At 71.6% G+C, this 15261-nt stretch carries 13 protein-coding genes; 2 read left to right on the forward strand and 11 right to left on the reverse strand.

All coding sequences use genetic code 11. The features are described from left to right. Positions 1-20: 20 nt before the first annotated feature. From IH26_RS0120520 to hppD, 3 genes are read right to left on the reverse strand one after another with little or no spacing between them, the layout of a single operon-like run. Positions 21-773 carry a thioesterase II family protein gene (locus IH26_RS0120520; RefSeq protein WP_051808331.1) on the reverse strand — a complete coding sequence of 251 codons (753 nt, stop codon included), beginning with the start codon at positions 771-773 and terminating at the stop codon, positions 21-23. Next, complete coding sequence (locus IH26_RS0120525) at positions 770-1870, reverse strand: alpha-hydroxy acid oxidase (RefSeq protein WP_030437840.1); 1101 nt, start codon at positions 1868-1870, stop codon at positions 770-772. Before IH26_RS0120525 ends, IH26_RS0120520 begins: the two co-directional genes overlap by 4 nt. Continuing rightward, a complete protein-coding gene (hppD, locus tag IH26_RS0120530; RefSeq protein WP_030437841.1) occupies positions 1867-2922 on the reverse strand; it encodes a 4-hydroxyphenylpyruvate dioxygenase in 1056 nt (351 codons plus the stop codon). The genes IH26_RS0120525 and hppD overlap by 4 nt, the downstream gene beginning before the upstream one ends. 267 nt (positions 2923-3189) lie before the next feature. Between hppD and IH26_RS0120535 the strand changes: the two genes are divergently transcribed. Next, positions 3190-3474, forward strand: coding sequence for a chorismate mutase (locus tag IH26_RS0120535; protein ID WP_030437842.1), 285 nt, complete (start codon positions 3190-3192; stop codon positions 3472-3474). A 60-nt stretch (positions 3475-3534) separates the two neighbouring features. Then, positions 3535-5091 carry an MBL fold metallo-hydrolase gene (locus IH26_RS0120540; RefSeq protein ID WP_030437843.1) on the forward strand — a complete coding sequence of 519 codons (1557 nt, stop codon included), beginning with the start codon at positions 3535-3537 and terminating at the stop codon, positions 5089-5091. Here the strand turns inward: IH26_RS0120540 and IH26_RS0120545 are convergent. The 8 genes from IH26_RS0120545 to IH26_RS0120580 form a co-directional block, all read right to left on the reverse strand. Continuing rightward, complete coding sequence (locus tag IH26_RS0120545; RefSeq protein ID WP_051808332.1) at positions 5066-5941, reverse strand: prephenate dehydrogenase; 876 nt, start codon at positions 5939-5941, stop codon at positions 5066-5068. The genes IH26_RS0120540 and IH26_RS0120545 overlap by 26 nt on opposite strands. Before the next feature lie 2 nt (positions 5942-5943). Beyond that, a complete protein-coding gene (locus IH26_RS0120550) occupies positions 5944-7266 on the reverse strand; it encodes an aminotransferase-like domain-containing protein (RefSeq protein ID WP_051808333.1) in 1323 nt (440 codons plus the stop codon). Further along, on the reverse strand, positions 7263-8621 hold the full coding sequence (locus IH26_RS0120555; protein WP_030437846.1) for a cation:proton antiporter: 1359 nt from the start codon (positions 8619-8621) through the stop codon (positions 7263-7265). The genes IH26_RS0120550 and IH26_RS0120555 overlap by 4 nt, the downstream gene beginning before the upstream one ends. Positions 8622-8661: 40 nt before the next feature. Beyond that, on the reverse strand, positions 8662-9459 hold the full coding sequence (gene dpgD / locus IH26_RS0120560) for an enoyl-CoA-hydratase DpgD (RefSeq protein ID WP_030437847.1): 798 nt from the start codon (positions 9457-9459) through the stop codon (positions 8662-8664). Then, positions 9456-10790, reverse strand: coding sequence for a (3,5-dihydroxyphenyl)acetyl-CoA 1,2-dioxygenase DpgC (dpgC, locus tag IH26_RS0120565; RefSeq protein ID WP_211268713.1), 1335 nt, complete (start codon positions 10788-10790; stop codon positions 9456-9458). The genes dpgD and dpgC overlap by 4 nt, the downstream gene beginning before the upstream one ends. Next, positions 10754-11422, reverse strand: a complete 669-nt coding sequence (gene dpgB, locus IH26_RS0120570) for an enoyl-CoA-hydratase DpgB (protein WP_030437849.1) — start codon at positions 11420-11422, stop codon at positions 10754-10756. Before dpgB ends, dpgC begins: the two co-directional genes overlap by 37 nt. After that, positions 11416-12519: a 3,5-dihydroxyphenylacetyl-CoA synthase DpgA gene (gene dpgA / locus IH26_RS0120575; protein ID WP_030437850.1), complete on the reverse strand. Its 1104-nt coding sequence runs from the start codon at positions 12517-12519 to the stop codon at positions 11416-11418. Before dpgA ends, dpgB begins: the two co-directional genes overlap by 7 nt. A 164-nt stretch (positions 12520-12683) precedes the next feature. After that, positions 12684-15146: a helix-turn-helix transcriptional regulator gene (locus IH26_RS0120580; protein WP_030437851.1), complete on the reverse strand. Its 2463-nt coding sequence runs from the start codon at positions 15144-15146 to the stop codon at positions 12684-12686. Between the last annotated feature and the right edge of the window lie 115 nt (positions 15147-15261).

Below are 15261 nucleotides of genomic sequence, written 5' to 3' on the forward strand. Positions count from 1 at the left end.
GGCTTCGACTGCCGGGCCACCTATGGCTCCTGGCCGGGGCGAGCGGTGAATTCGCGCAAGGTGTCGGCGAGCAGGCGCCGAAACGGTGGTTGCGTGATGAAGAAGTGGTCGCCGGCCAGCAGGCGGGTACGGGCAGGACCGGAGGTGCACTGCTGCCATGCGTCGAGATCGGCGACGGACACGGCGGGATCGGCGTCACCGCCGAAGGCCACGACCGGCACAGCCGGAAGGAGACCCGGGCACCAGCGATAGCCGTCGAGCATCCGCAGGTCGGTCCGCATGGTCGGGAAGATGAGCGGCTTCAGCTCGGGAGTCAGCCAACCACTCGGGAGATCGGTGCGGTGCAGAAGCATCCGTTCGAGCTCCTCGTCGGAGAGGTAGCGGCCCCACTTCCGCCGCCGCACGGAGGGCGCCGGAGCGCCGGAAACCAGCAGGGCCGCGGGCAGCCGGCCGGATTTCGCGGCGAAGGCGCGGCAGAACTCGTACGCGACGGCCGCGCCCCAGCTGTGGCCGAACAGGATGAACGGAGCGCGACCGAGCACGGGACCGGCGGCCGCCACCAAGGGGGAGATCAGCGCGTCCAGATCGGCGATGGCCGGCTCGCGCTGACGGGCACCCCGGCCGGGTAGCGTGGCGGCGACCAGTTCCACTCCGGCGGGCAGCAACCTGGCCCACGGATGATAGGCGCTGGCACTCCCGCCGGCGTACGGGAAGCAGACCAGGCGCAACCGCGGGGCCGTGAGCGGAGCCGGCGTGCTGAACCAGACGCTCACATCGACGCCCCCGTCACGGCGGTCAACTCGCGTGCCGTCGCGATGTCGGTACAACCCGCCAGCCGCATCGCGGCCCGCAGTTCGGTGTCGAGCACGGACAGCACTCCGGTCGCGCCGGCCTCCCCACCCGCGGCCAGGCCCCACAGCAGCGGCCGCCCGATCAGCACGCCGTCCGCGCCGAGGGCCAGGGCGCGCAGGATGTCGGTGCCGCTGCGGAAGCCACTGTCGACGAGCACCTGGCAGGTGTCCGGGACGGCGTCGACGGCCGCGGGCAGCATCGTGACGCTGGCCGGCGCGCCGTCCAGCTGACGGCCGCCGTGGTTGGAGATCACCACGCCGGCCGCACCGATCTCGGCCGCGCGGCGGGCGTCCCGCGGGTCCAGGATGCCCTTGACCAGGATCGGCAGGGACGTCCGGGAGCGGAGCATCTCCAGGTGGGCCCAGCCGAGCGCCGGGTGGAACTCGCCGTTGGTGTGCGCGATCAGGGCCGAGCCGCCGCCGGTCCGGTCGTGCGCCGAGCTCGGCGCCCCGGACCGGATGTTCGCGGCGCGCACCTCCGGCGGCAGGGTGAACTCGTTGCGAATGTCCCGGAGGCGCCGGCCCATGATGGGCACGTCCACCGTGACCATCAGCACCCGGCAGCCCGCGTCCTCGGCTCGGCCGACCAGGTCCAACGTCCTGTGGTCGTCGTTCAGCCAGTACAGCTGGAACCACTGCGCGCCACCGGCGGTGCTCAGTTCCTCGACGGTGACGCTGCTGAGCGTGCTGGTGACGAACGGGACACCGGCGGCCGCCGCGGCACGGGCGACCGCCAGCTCACCCTCGGGGTGCAGCAGCCGTTGGTACGCCATCGGCGCCACCGCCAGCGGCAGGGAGCTGCGGGTCCCGGCGAGCGTGGCGCCCGGATCGGTGCTGTCTCCCCCGGTCAGCACTCGCGGGACGATCGTCACCCGGTCCAGCGCCGCCCGGTTGGCGGCCAGCGTGGTTTCCGACTCACTGCCGCCCGCCACGAAGTCGCGGACCGGGGCCGGCAGCGCGGCCTCGGCGCGTACCCGGAAGTCGTCGATCGTTTCCAGCCGGAGCAGTGCGGTCGTCATCGGCCGTCGGCCGCGGACTGGTCCAGCTCCACCGCCTCGTACAGTGCCTTGATGTTGCCGGAACCGAAGGTCCGGGCCCCGACCCGCTCGATGATCTCGAAGAACAGCGTGCCCCGCGGATGGGTCGACTTGGTGAAGATCTGGTAGAGCTGGCCGTCGTGGTCCTGGTCGGCCAGCACGTTGAGGCTGCTCAGCTCGGCGACGCTGTGCCGGGTGAGCTGCAGCCGATGACGCATGAGCTCGTAGTAGGAGGCGGGGGTGTGGAGGAATCCGATGCCGGCCTCGCTCATCACGCCGACCGAACGGATCGCGTCATCGGTCTCGAACGCGACGTGCTGAACGCCCGCGCCGCCGTGGTCCTTGAGGAAGGTGTCGATCTGGCCTGGCCGCCGGGTGGTGTCCGGCGCGATCACGGTGAGCGTCACCGCCCCGCCGGCGCTCTGCACGACCTGGGAGTCCATTGCCTGCTCGCCGACCACGATGCGCTCGGTGAAGATCATCGAGAAGTCGAACACGCGCTCGTAGTGCTCGACGACCTCCTCGAGCCGGCCGGGTTCGACACACACCGCGAAGTGGTCGATCAACCGCAGATTGACACCGGGCGTACCGGGCCGCTGCACCGGGACGAGCCCCGGCAGGGACCACGACCCTCCGGGTTCGCGCTCGACGAAGGTGTGAATGACGTCGCCGAAGCCGCCGACCGAGGCGGTGACCAGGCCGGCGTTCCGCTCGGGGGCGACGATGGGCCGCGCGCCCCGCCGGACGGCCTCGTGGAAGGCACCGGCCGCATCGTCCGTGCCCAGCGCGATGTCCGACACGCCGTGGCCGTGCTGCGACGTGTACATCGCGCCCGGGTGATCCCCGGTGCCCGGCTGGGTCAGCACCAGCCGGATGTCGCCGTGCCCGAGGACGATCGATTGCTCCGCACCCGGTCCGGCGCCCTCGGCCCGCACGTCCAGACCGTAGCAGCCGAATTGGGCGATCAACGGGTCGAGCTCTTCGCAATAGATGCGTACGTGATCGACGGTGAGGTTCTGGAAATGACCGGTCATCGTGACTCCTCCGCTCGTACGGAATTGCGGTCATGCTCGTCCTCGAAAGGATTTCTCGACGGACTTTTCCTTTCGACGGGAAGGCAATTCAGCACGGTCCTTCGCTGCCGATCAGGGTGGCACGGGCACCGACCGGCGACAACCGCGTCCAACCGACCGGCCCGAACCGCTTAATCGGGGCGTCACCTGGACAGCCGGAATCCTTGTTAATCTCCGGGTGATTTTTGACCGCCGAAGGCGGGCACCGTCCGTCCATGGGAGATCAGGATGGCCGCGGAAGAGACGATCATCGACCCTCTGGAATTGCTTCCGGCCGAGTCCATCCCCCGCATGCGCATGCGCATCGACGAGATCGACATGGCCATTATCGAGCTGTGGCACGAGCGCGCCGAACTGTCCCGGCGCATCGGCGCCACCCGGCTCGCCAACGGCGGAACACGCCTTGTCCTGTCCCGCGAGGCCGAGGTCCTGCACCGTTTCCGGGACGCCATCGGCAGCGACGGGACGCAGCTCGCGCTTCTGCTGTTGCGGGCCGGCCGGGGGCGGCTCTGAAACGGCGTACAACCGCGCATCCGTGTCAGTCGGACAGTGACTCCGACTCGAGGAGGGCCCATGAGCGTCCGTGAAGAGACGGTCCATCTCCGTTCCAACGTGCTGATCGAGCCGCTGGTCGACCGCTTCTATGCCTGGATGCACCTCGTGGCACCGGTTCCGGCCGCCCGGAACCTGGCCGGCTTTCAGGTGCCGCTCCTGGAATCGTGCCTGGGGCATTCGCCGGTACGGCGGGCGGCCGGCCACGGCCCGGCACCGCGCGACCGGTCTTCGGCCGACATCGACGGGCCTCGCGCCAGGGAGATCGCCGCACTGCTGGACGCCATCCGCGCCGACCGGGCCGGCATGCTCGGGTTCGCCGCCGCCATGGCCGAGGCCGAGGAGATGCTCCGGCGGACCACCCCCGGCGACGACCTCACGCCGCTCTACCGGAGACTGCCCGCGGCGCTGAACGGCCTGGTCGAGCTGACCTACGACTCGAGCGGCCAACCGGTGAGCCGGTACCTCGAGTCGCTGGCCTACACCAGCCGGTACTACGACGAGCACCGGCAGTCGGTGCAGCTGTCGCTCGACGACGGCGGCGAGCGGCCCGGCATCCTCGGCACGCCACGGCTCCCCCGGCCGGGGGTGCTCGACCTCGCGGTCCCGTTCCGGCACGGCGGGCTGGACGAGCTTTTCGCGGCCCGCCTGCGGCCCACCACGATCTCGCGGCTGCGCGAGGCGCTCGGGCTCGACGCCCGGCAGACCGCCCAGCTGCGGACCCTGCTCGACACCGAGCCCGCGGCCGCGCCGGACCGGCATATCGGGTCGGGCGGCCGGGTCCGCTACTTCGGTCACGCCTGCCTGCTGCTGCAGACGCCGCAGGGCGCCGTCCTGACCGACCCGTTCATCAGCACCGGCAACCGGCACGCCGACCGATACACCCTCGCCGACCTGCCGGACCGCATCGATCTGGCGGTCATCACGCACGGCGGCCGAGACCACGTCGTCCTGGAGACGCTGCTGCAGCTGCGGTCACGGATCGGTGCGGTGGTGGTACCACGGCCCGCACCCGGCAACCTGTGCGACCCGTCGATCGGCCGCTACCTCAGGGCGCTGGCGTTCCCGGTGATCGAGGTGGACGACTTCGACGAGGTGCCGTTCCCGGGCGGCAAGGTGGTCGCCACACCGTTTCTGAGCGACCATGCCGACCTGGCCGTCAGCGCCAAGTCCACGTACTTCATCCGGTTGTCCGGGGCGACCTTCCTGATCGGCGCGAACTCGTCGGGCGTCGATCCGGCGCGGTACCGCTACCTCCGCAGCCACCTCGGCGACGTCGACCTCGCCTTTCTCGGCCTGGGCGGCGGTACCCCGCCGATGCTCCGGCACGACTGCGGCCGCGCCGTCCGGATGCCCGGCTCCGACGCCGAACCGGCCGCCGCGATCGTGCGGGAGCTGGGGGCGGACGAGGCCTACCTCTACGACATGGGCGGGGAGAGCTGGCAGAGCCACGTTCTGGAGACCGCGTACGACGAGGACCCGGACCACACCAACCAGGTCGACAAGTTCCTCGGCTGGTGCCACGAGCGGGGCATCACCGCCGAGCGCCTGGTCAACCGGCGGGAGTGGCGCTGGTAGGCCGGGTCCGGGCCGCGCCGGCCACGCCCCGCTGGAGCAGGTCGGTGATCACCCGCTGGGCTTCGGCGTGGCCGGCCGGATCCGGCTGCGCCAGGATGTCGGCCGCGGCCACGAGCGACGCGAGGTCGTCGCGGACCTCGCGGAGTACCGCGGCGATCGCCGCCGCGTTCGACCGGACGATGTCGGTCCACAGTGCCGGGTCGCCGGCCGCGATCCGGGTGACATCGCGAACGCCCTGGCCGGCCAGCGTCTCCGTGGCGGACGGTCCCGGCCGCAGGCGGGCGGCGGTGAGACTCGCCATCAGATGAGGAACGTGGGAGGTCAATGCGATCACGGCGTCGTGGGTCGGGCTGTCCATCCGCACCGGCGTCGCCCCGCAGATCTCGGCGAGTGCGGTGGCGCGCTCGATCGCCGCGACGCCGGACCGCTCGTGCGGTGTCAGCACCCACGTCCGGCCGTCGAACAGGTCGGCCCTGGCCGCCAGCGGGCCGGAGCGTTCACGGCCCGCGATCGGGTGCCCGCCGACATAGGATGCCGGATCGGGCGCCAGCCGCAGCACGTCGCGTTCCGGCTCCCCCTTGACCCCCGCCACGTCGGTGTAGCTGCGCGCCGTCCGGCGGGCCTGCGCGTCCCCGAGCACCGTGCCGACCTGGCCGGGCGGGACGGCGACGAGCGCGAGGTCCACCGGCCGGCCCGGCGGCTCGGCCCGGCCGGCACCGAGCGCCTCGGCGGCGCGGGCCGTGGCGGCGTCGCGGTCGGCGAGGAAGACCGCCACGCCGGCGCGCCGTGCGGCCAGCGCCACCGAGGTGCCGATCAGGCCGGTTCCGATCACGAGCAGCGTGCGTACCACGGTCAGGCCACGCTCGCGCCGGCACGATGGCGGCCGGTCTCGGCCTCGACGAACGCACCCAGCCGGGTGACGCCTTCGTCGATCTCCTCCGGCGACAGGTAGCTGACCGAGAGCCGGATGGCGCGCCGGCCACCGTCGTCCGGGTGGAAGTAGCGCATGGGTGTCCAGATGACACCGAACTCCTCGGCGGAACGGGTGAGTGCCGCCTCGTCAGCCTCGAATCCCACGGTCAGGCTGAGGAAGAAGCCGCCGCTGGGCTCGTTCCACCGCACGCCGAGCTCGGCGCGGCGCGGTTCCGGCCACTGGTCGGCGAGCCGGTCGAGCACCCGTCGCATGGCCTCGCCGTAGTGGCCGGCCGCCTTGGCGTTCAGCTCCGAGACCCGGCCGCCGGCCGCCAGCAGCGCCCCGGCCACCACCGCCTGGCTCAGCGAGGAGGTGTTGACAGTGATCATGCTCTTGATCTTCGCGAGCTCGTCCGCCAGCAGCCCGCTCCGGCCATCGTCGCCGGTCACCGCCTGGTCGGCCACGACGAAACCCAGCCGCGCGCCCGGGAAGATCGTCTTCGAGTACGAGCCGAGATGCACCACCGAGCGACGGCGGTCCAGCGCCTTCAGGGTCGGCACCGGCTCGCCCGGGCTGACCAGCCGGTACGGCGTGTCCTCCAGGATCAGCAGGTCCTCGCGGGCGGCCAGGTCGAGCAACTCCGCCCGGCCGGCGGCGGAGAGCGTGGAACCGGACGGGTTGGCGTGATCGGGCACCAGGTAGAACGCCCGCGGGCGGCGCCCGGCCGCCCGTTCGGCCCGGATCACCGCCGCCAGGTTCTCCAGGGAGAACCCCCGCGCCGACTCGGCCACCGGGCTGAGCGTCACGTCGAGCAGCCGGGCCACCCCGGTGATCCCCACGTAGCAGGGGCTGGAGACCAGCAGCACGTCCTCCGGTTCCCGGATCAGCGCCCGGACGACCAGCATCATCGCCTCCTGCGCGCCGACGGTCACCACGATCGACTCGGGCGGCACGTCGATCCCCTCGTCCCGGCGCAGCGAGTCGGCCACGATGGTCCGGATCTGGCCCGCGGTCGGGCCGTACTGGTAGATCGCCGTGCGCACCTGCGCGGGCGAGGCGCCCTCGTCGGCGAGATGGTCGAGATAGCGGCGGAGGTGCGCGAGGACCTCCTCGGTCTCGAAGAAGCCGTCGTACGGCCGGCCCGGCGCGAACGAGATCGCCTCGGGATAGCGCAGGGTCACCTCGTTGAGGAAGTTCATCGTGTCCAGAACCGGGTCGGAAACGCTCGCATGCAGTTCCGACTTGTGCAGCACGTTGGTCATGCGGGTTCTCCAGCGCTCGATGGGGACCGCGAAGCAGCCGGGACACCGTTCCAGGTGTCCTGGTCGATCTTGCGAAGGCGCTCGTCCTCGTTCTGTGCGATGCGGGCGTACGCAAGGCGCAGCAACGGCGGCGCCATCATCGAGGTGACGACCGCGACCAGCACGATGATCGTGTAGGTGGCCGTGTTCAGGACGCCGAGCCGCAGCCCGGTGATTGCCACCACCACCTCGACCACGCCCCTCGAGTTCATCCCCGCGCCGATCGCCAGGCCCTCCCACCGGGTCAGCCGGCTGGCGCGCGCGCCGGCATACGCACCGGCGAACTTGCCGAGGACCGCGACGACGAGGACGACCAGCGCGGCGAGGGCCACCTCCGGACGGGCCAGTGCGCTCAGGTCCATCCGGAAGCCGGCCATGGCGAGGAACAGCGGCGCCAGCAGGCTGAGCACGACCGTACGCAGGGCGGCGAGCTTGGCGTGGTCGGCCGCCCGCGGCAACCCGACCAGGATGCCCGCCACGAAGGCGCCGAAGATCGGCTCCAGGCCCAGTGCCTGGGTCACCGCCGCACCGGCCAGCACGATCACGACGGCGGTCACGATGCTCGAGCCCGGCCCCTCGCCCCGGTCCGCCAGACGCATCGCACCGCGGACCAGTGGCCGGCCGAGCAGCAGGGCGACAAGGACGAAGCCGAGCAGGCAGCCGACGGCCGTGGCGACGTGTCCCATGGTCAGCCCGGTCGTCGCAGCCATCGAGACCGCGGACAGCAGGAACCAGCCCACGGCGTCGTCGATCGTGCCCGCCGCCAGCGTCAGCTGGCCGATGTCGCGGTGGAGCAGCCGCATGTCGGCGAACGTCTTGGCGATCACCGGAATGGCCGTCACGCACATCGCCACCCCCATGAAGGCGGCGAAGACCAGCCGGTTCCGGACGTCGTGGCCGCTGAGCCAGTCCGCGAGCTGGTAACCGACGAGCAGACCGAGAGCCAGCGGCAGCAGCAGGCCGCCCAGGCTGATCCGGGCGGCGGTGGCCTTGCGCCGCCGGACCATGGCGACGTCCAGGTGGGCTCCGGTGAGCCCGACCAGGAGCAGGATGCCGATCTGGCCGACCCCGTCGAGCAGGTGCATCTGCTCGGCGGTGGGCGGGAAGACCCAGCCGGTCGGGCCGGGCAGGAGGTGGCCCAGCAGCGACGGTCCCAGAATGACACCGGCGGCCAGCTCGCCGGCGATGGCCGGCATGCGCACCAGCTCCGCCAGGCGGGCGAGGAGATGGGCGACGAGCAGCAGGGTCCCGACCGCGACCAGGAAAACGAGCAACGCGTGCCCGCCGAGTGCGGCCGGCGGCATCTTGAGGGTCATCTGGCAGCTCTCCTCTTCAGGGAAGGGAAGCCTCGCGGGGTCATCGGCCGGACCAGGCCGGCGCCCGCTTCTCCGCGAAGGCCAGCGGGCCCTCCACGGCGTCCGCGCTCACCCGGCGCCGTTCCTCCCACCGGTAGGTCGTGGTGAAGGCGGCGGGCAACGGCATGTCGACGGAGCGCAGCGCCGCTTCCTTGATCGCCCGGACCGACAGTGGCGCGCTTGCGACCAGATCACCGACCCAGCCGTCCACGCAAGCGTCCAACCGATCGGCCGGCACCACTTCGTTGACCAGACCGAATCCGTACGCGGTCGCCGCGTCGAAGCGCCGGCCGGTGAGCAGATAGCCCATCGCCACCTTCGGCGGCAGTTGCCGGATCAGCCGGAACACGCCGCCGGCGCCCGGTACCAGCCCGAGCCGCGCCTCCGGGAGCCCGAACACCGACCGGTCGGAGGCGATGAGCAGATCGCAGGCGAGGGCCAGTTCGAGGCCTCCGCCCAGCGCGTACCCGTCGATCCGGGCGACCACCGGCTTGCTGAAGCCGAACCTCTCGGTCAGCCGGGGCGAGCCCGGACCGCCCCGGCTGCCGAACGTGGATGCGGGCACGCCCGCGGCATCGCGGCGGGCACGCTCCTTGAGGTCCTGGCCCACCGAGAACGCGCGATCGCCCGCCCCGGTGAGCACCGCGACCCGGATGTCGTCGTCCTCCTCGATGTCGTCCCAGACCTCCGCCAGTTCCTCGTGCATGCGCAGGTCCATCGCGTTGAGCACGTCCGGCCGGTCGAGGGTGACCCGCGCGATGTGGTGCGTCTTCTCGTAGCGCACCCGGGACGCGCTCATCGGACCCGGCCGGCGAAGCGGCCGACCTTGTCGATCACGTCACCGGCGTGGATGCGCAAGGACTGTTCGAGCGCGAACTCGGCCAGATACTCGCGCAGCCCGTCGAGCGGCTCCTCGACCAGATTGATCATCCGCCGGTTGGCTACGACCGCGTCCCCGGCGAGCCGGGCCGCGGCGCGCTCCACCGCCTCGTCCATCCCCTCCGGCGGCACGACCTCGTCCACCAGCAGCCGGGCGTCCGGCTCGGCCGCCATGATCCGGCGGCCGGCCAGGATGACCTGGCGCGCGAGCCGGGCTCCGGCGATCCGCCCGAGGCGCAGGTTGGCGGCGCCCGGGACGATCCCCTCCGCCGCGGCGGGGAGGCTGAGGTACGCGTCCGCGGCGGCCACCACGTGGTCGAGGACGAGCAGCAGCTGGCAGCCACCGCCGATCGCGAACGTGTCGACCGCACCCACCCACGGCTTCTGCACCGGCGGGGTCCACCGGTCCGGGTCGTCGCCGGACAGGCCGCGTACGAGCTTGTGCAGGTAGCCCAGCTCACGCCGGAGCAGGAAGCCGATCAGCGAGATCCGGCCCGCGCTGGTCGCCTTGAGGTCGATCCCCGCGCTGAACACCCGGCGGCCTCGATAACGCGGGTGGCTCATCACGCCGCCGCGGATCACGCCGACCCGGACCGCCGGATCGAGCAGGGCCAGGTCGACGGCGGTCTCCATGTCGTCGACCTGTTGTTCGTCCTCGGCGTTGAGGCACTCCGGGCGGCACATGGTCAGCCGGGCCACCCCGTCGCGCCGTTCCAGCCGGACCGCCTCGGTCGCCAGCACGCCGGTGCGCCGGAACTCCGGAAGCAGCCGGAGGGCCCGCTCGGTCGGCCGCAGCATGGCCGCCATCAGATGCCGGCCGGAACGCTCCGACCGCAGCACCGCCCGCAGGAAGATGCCCTGGTCGATCTCGTGGCCCTCCTGGTCGGCCTGGACCCGCGAGCGCTCCTGGAGCAACTGCTCGGGGGTGGGCACGAGACCCGGGAACGCGTACGCCGCGGCCGTGGCGAGCTCGGCCACCCGCAGCTGCCGGGTCCGGCCGTCGGTGAGCTCGTCGTAGACCCCGTCGGCGTACGTGTTCATGAACCGCGCCCGCATGCGGCGCGCCGCGTCGTGCGCGGCCGCCGCCTCGGCTCGCTGTTCCGGAGTCCGCTCGCGGGGCGGCGGCAACGCCGCGATCCGCCGTTCGCTGTCCGCGGCGGTCTCGGCCAGCCGCCTCCGATCGGAGCCGAGCCCCGGCGGCACGGTGGCCACGGTCATGATGCCGCCGCTCGGCGCAGTGTCCGGTCGCACGCGGCCAGGTGGGAGCCGAGTGCCTCCTCGAAGCTGCGCTCGCCGGCGTCGAACATCAGCTGCCGCCGGATCGCCACTTCCCGGCCGGAGAGGCCGGCGGCCACGGCGGCGACCTCGGCGAGGATGTCGTCGGTCCGGTCCACCACCACGTCGAGCAACCCTCCCGCGGCCGCCCGCTCGGCGTCGATCGCCGTGCCGAGCAGGGCCGCCCGGCGCATGCCGGCGGTGACGCCCAGCCGCGACAGTCGATACAGCGCCATGCCGGGCCAGGTCGCGTCGCCGCTCACCGGCACGACCAGCCTGGTACCCGCGACGGCGATCCGGATGTCCGCCGCCAGCAACAGGTCGAGAGCCGTGCCACCGCAGGGGCCCTCCGTCACCGCGACGGTGACCAGGCCGAGCCGTTCGAGCCGGTGGACGGCGCGTTCCCACTTGGTGATGAGGCCGACGCTGACATCCGTGGTCCAGCCGGGGCGCGGGGCACCGGAGACGAAGACCGTGAGCAGGCCGTGGGTATACCCGTCCTCGGCTCGGTCACAGAGGTCCAGCACCGCCTCGACGGTCGCCGGCGACACCGGCTCGCTTCCGTCGACGCGCAACACCAGGTCGCCGATGCCCGCCGCGGTCACCACTGGACCAACGCCATTTCGATGGTCGAACCGGGCCCCATGGTCATCAGAACCCCGTAGTCGCCGGGGCGGGTCACGCCCTCCTCGACCAGCCGCTCGTAGGAGAACAGGAACGAGCCGCTGGACACGTTGCCGTGGTCGCGCAGGACCTGGATGGTGTGGCGGACATCGTGTCGGCTCAGGCCGAGGTTGACCATGACCGCGTCGATCACCTTCTTGCCGCCGGAGTGCACGAGCCAGTGCGCGATGTCGCTGCGGCGCAGGCCGGTGCCGGCCAGCAGACGGTCGACCACGGTCTCCGCGTTGGCGCCGACGACGTACGGGATCTGCGGGTCCAGGAAGAAGCTGAAGCGGGCGAGGTCGTCGTCCCAGTCGTAGCGCATGGCGTCGATCGCTTCGGTGATCAGAAAACTGGCGAACTTGAGGATCCGCGGCCCCGGCCGGGGCTCCTGCGCACCGTCGCTGATCAGCGCGAGGGCGGCGGCGCCGTCGCCGAACAGGCTGTTGACGACCGCGGTGCGCATGGTGTCGTCGAGAGCGTAGGCGGCCGAGCACGCCTCGGTGCAGAGAATGACCCCCAGTTCGCCGGGGTGGGCGGCGGACCAGCCGGCGACGACGTTGAGGGCGTTGAGACCGGCGTTGCAGCCCATGCCCACGATGTCGGACCGGCTGCAGTGCGGGTCGATGCCGAGCTCTTTGATCATCAGTGCGCTGAGGCCGGGGGTGAGGAAGCCGGTCGACGTCACGCAGCAGAGGTGGCGCAGGTCGGAGAGGGACGCGTCGATGGTCTTCAGGCAGGCGGTGAGCGCCTGAGCCCCCATCTCGATGGCGAGACGCTTGTGCTTGGCCAGCAGCGCGCCCTGCGGCTCGGGCCGGCGCACGCCGGTCGCGTCGGGCTCCGGGAGGGTGAGACGGCGCTGGTCGATGGCGCTGTTCAGATAGATCGACCGGACCTTCGGGTCGTCGATTCCGAAAAGATCCAGCAATGCGGTCTGGGAGATCGAGGTTCCGGTGACGGCGGTGCCCACCCCCACCATTCGGGAAATGGCCGGCGGGAGCACACCGGGCAACGCGGAGAGGCGCTCGAGGATAGCAGTCATCGATAAATCCATCCCCACATCCGGCGCTTGCTGCGAACCAGTTCCTTGACTTTCTCGACAGACATCTCCGACCTCCGGGAATGCGGAAGAACCGACCCCGTGACGGTATGGATGAAGATTCATCGCCGTCAAACGGCTGTCCAACCGCCGATCCCGGCGAAAGATCAGTAACCGTATCGCCGCAGCCCCGAACGGCTGCGCACGTGCAACTTCCGATAGATCTTCGTGAGATGCTGCTCGACGGTGCTCACCGTGATGAACAACGACTCGGCGATCTGCCGGTTGGTGACGCCGGCCGCGGCGAGGGCGGCCACCCGCCGTTCGGCGTCGGTGAGCTGAGAGCCGTCCTCGGTGGAGCGTTCCGCGGCCCGGTCGTGTTTCGCGGCGCGCCGGCGGCCGCCCGGTCCGGTCCGCCGCGAAACGGTCGGCGCAGCCGGCTCACCGACGCCCGGCAGGCAGGGTTCGCCGGCATCCGGCCGGCTCACGGCGGACGCCGGCGCCGGCCGGGACATGGTCAGCTCGGGTGGCCCGGCGGCGATCCGCCCGGCCTCGACCCCCCACCGCGTGATCAGCTCCAGGCAGGACCGGGTATGCAGGAGAGCACTCTCCGGGTGGCCCATGGCCAGGTGATATCCGCCCAGCGCCAGGAGGTACGGCAGGGCGAACGGGGTGTCGAACATGGCGGGCGGCACCGGGACGGCCAGGTAGGACCGGGCGGCATCCGTGTCGCCCAGTTCGGTGCTGGCGCGAACCGCCACCGACAACGGCAGGCCCGCCGCCACGCCCCAGGCCGGTGCCGGGACGACCTCGAGCACCTCCCGGATGCACTGCAGGGCTCTCGCGCTGTCGCCGGCCCGCAGCAGGGCCACCGATTCGATCGTCTCGATCATGGCCCGGCGCATCGGCGTCCGGCTGATCCACTCCTCTTTCAGCAGCCGCTCACACCAGGTGATCGCCTCCTCCAGCCGGCCCGTCTGCACCAACAGGACGAGGGCCGAGAGGGCCGGGGTGAGCGGCGCGCCCGTCCGGATGCCCAGCAAGATCTGATCGGCCCGATCGGTGCTCACGCCGCCGCACTTCAGGCTCGCCGCGGAGCTGAGGTAGGTGACCACGGCCATGGGGCCGGACCGGGTGAGCGGCGAGTCGCTGGGCAGGGTGTTCTCGTCGTCCGGCTCGGTTCCGCCGCCCGCCCGGCCGAAGATCGCCCAGAGGTGAGCGAGGCTCGAGTCGCCACCGCCCTGTTCGTCGGTGAGACGTAACAACTCGTCCGCCTCCGCGAACTCACCCCACCAGAGCATGTGGTTGACGGCGGTCACGATGTCGGGGCCGGTGAACAAGCCGGCCCGGGCGTCCCGGCCGAGTTCACCGAGGCGGCGCATGGCCCGGCTGGGATCGGTGTGCCACTGCGCCTCGGCGAGCAGCACACCGGCCCGCGCGCGCTGGGTGTCATCGGAACTCGCCTCGACCGCGTGCCGCAGACTCAGCACCGCGCTCTCGACGTCGCCGCCGGCCATCGCCTCGCGGGCCGCTTCGCAGAGGATGACGACCCGCCACGGAGCCTTGCCGCCGTCCTGGGCGGCGATCAACTGCTCGGCCACGGCGCCGGCCGGCGCCCCGCTCAGGTGCAACAGCTCCGCGGCCCGCCGGTGCAGTTCCGGCAGGCCCGGCAACGGGATGTCGGCCAGGACGGCCGCCCGGGTCTGCGGGTGCCGGAACCATTCCCCCTCGAGCAGTCCCATCTCCCGCAGATCCCGGATGCTCTCGTCGACGAGGGCGACGTCCACCGCACCGAGCTCGGCGATCAGTTCCGGAGTCGCACAGCCGCCGAGCACCGCGATCGCCCGGGCAGCCGCGGCGGTCGACGGGGCGCACCGGTGCAGGCTGCGCTGGACGGTCTGCCGGAAATTCGCTCCCGGCTCGCCGGCGCCCGGGGCGGGCGCGGCGGCCAGATCATCCATCAGTGCCTGCAGCAGCAGCGGTATCCCCCCGGTGACCTGCGCGCAGAATTGCACCAGAGCATCGTCGACCGCGCCGCCCCACCGCTTCCGCAGCCGCTCGGCGATCTCGGCCGGGGCCAGCGGAGTGAGCCGAACCCGGTGGCAGAACGGCAGATGCAGCACCTCGGCCCGAAGACCCGCCATGTCGCGCTCGTACGACGTGCTCTCGGTCAGCACCACGACCACACCGGACGATTCGATCCGCCGGATGAGGTAGCTGACGGCCCGCAGCGACTGCTCGTCCGCGAAATGGACGTCGTCGATGCCGACCATGACCGGCCGGCCGCAAGCGAACTCCCGGACCGCGGCGCCCACCCGGTCCATCATGAAGAAGAAATCCTGGCCGTCCGCCCGGCCGCCGGGGACGGGCTCCGCCATCCCGGCCGCACACATGGATGGGATCAGACGATCCAGGAGTCCGAACGGGTGGCCGCGTTCTCGCGCCGAACCGGTGACCACGAACGACCAGCCACCGCGGCGACCGGCGCGCTCGGCCATCGCCTGCAGGAGGGCCGTCTTCCCGCTGCCCACCGGGCCGCTGATGTGCAGCACCGAACCCTCGTCGCGCGTCGACGCCTCGTGGACATGGTCGAACAGAAGTAATTCCGGGAGAGGTTCGGTCAGTGTCACGGGCCTCCCGTCAGGCATTCCCGTCGCGATACCGGCCGAAGCATAACGAAGTGGAGCTTTTGAGGGAAACGCCTGTCCACATCGGACAAGAGGGCATTTATTGCAGGCCAAGGGC

This window comes from Actinoplanes subtropicus, assembly GCF_000721705.1.
GTDB classification, from domain to species: Bacteria; Actinomycetota; Actinomycetes; order Mycobacteriales; family Micromonosporaceae; genus Actinoplanes; species Actinoplanes subtropicus.

Excerpts from the sequence above, each read along its gene's own strand:
- IH26_RS0120525 (WP_030437840.1), bottom strand. The coding sequence starts at position 1,870 with ATGACGACCGCACTGCTCCGGCTGGAAACGATCGACGACTTCCGGGTA.
- hppD (WP_030437841.1), bottom strand. The coding sequence starts at position 2,922 with ATGACCGGTCATTTCCAGAACCTCACCGTCGATCACGTACGCATCTAT.
- IH26_RS0120535 (WP_030437842.1), top strand. The coding sequence starts at position 3,190 with ATGGCCGCGGAAGAGACGATCATCGACCCTCTGGAATTGCTTCCGGCC.
- IH26_RS0120540 (WP_030437843.1), top strand. The coding sequence starts at position 3,535 with ATGAGCGTCCGTGAAGAGACGGTCCATCTCCGTTCCAACGTGCTGATC.
- IH26_RS0120550 (WP_051808333.1), bottom strand. The coding sequence starts at position 7,266 with ATGACCAACGTGCTGCACAAGTCGGAACTGCATGCGAGCGTTTCCGAC.
- IH26_RS0120555 (WP_030437846.1), bottom strand. The coding sequence starts at position 8,621 with ATGACCCTCAAGATGCCGCCGGCCGCACTCGGCGGGCACGCGTTGCTC.
- dpgD (WP_030437847.1), bottom strand. The coding sequence starts at position 9,459 with ATGAGCGCGTCCCGGGTGCGCTACGAGAAGACGCACCACATCGCGCGG.
- dpgA (WP_030437850.1), bottom strand. The coding sequence starts at position 12,519 with ATGACTGCTATCCTCGAGCGCCTCTCCGCGTTGCCCGGTGTGCTCCCG.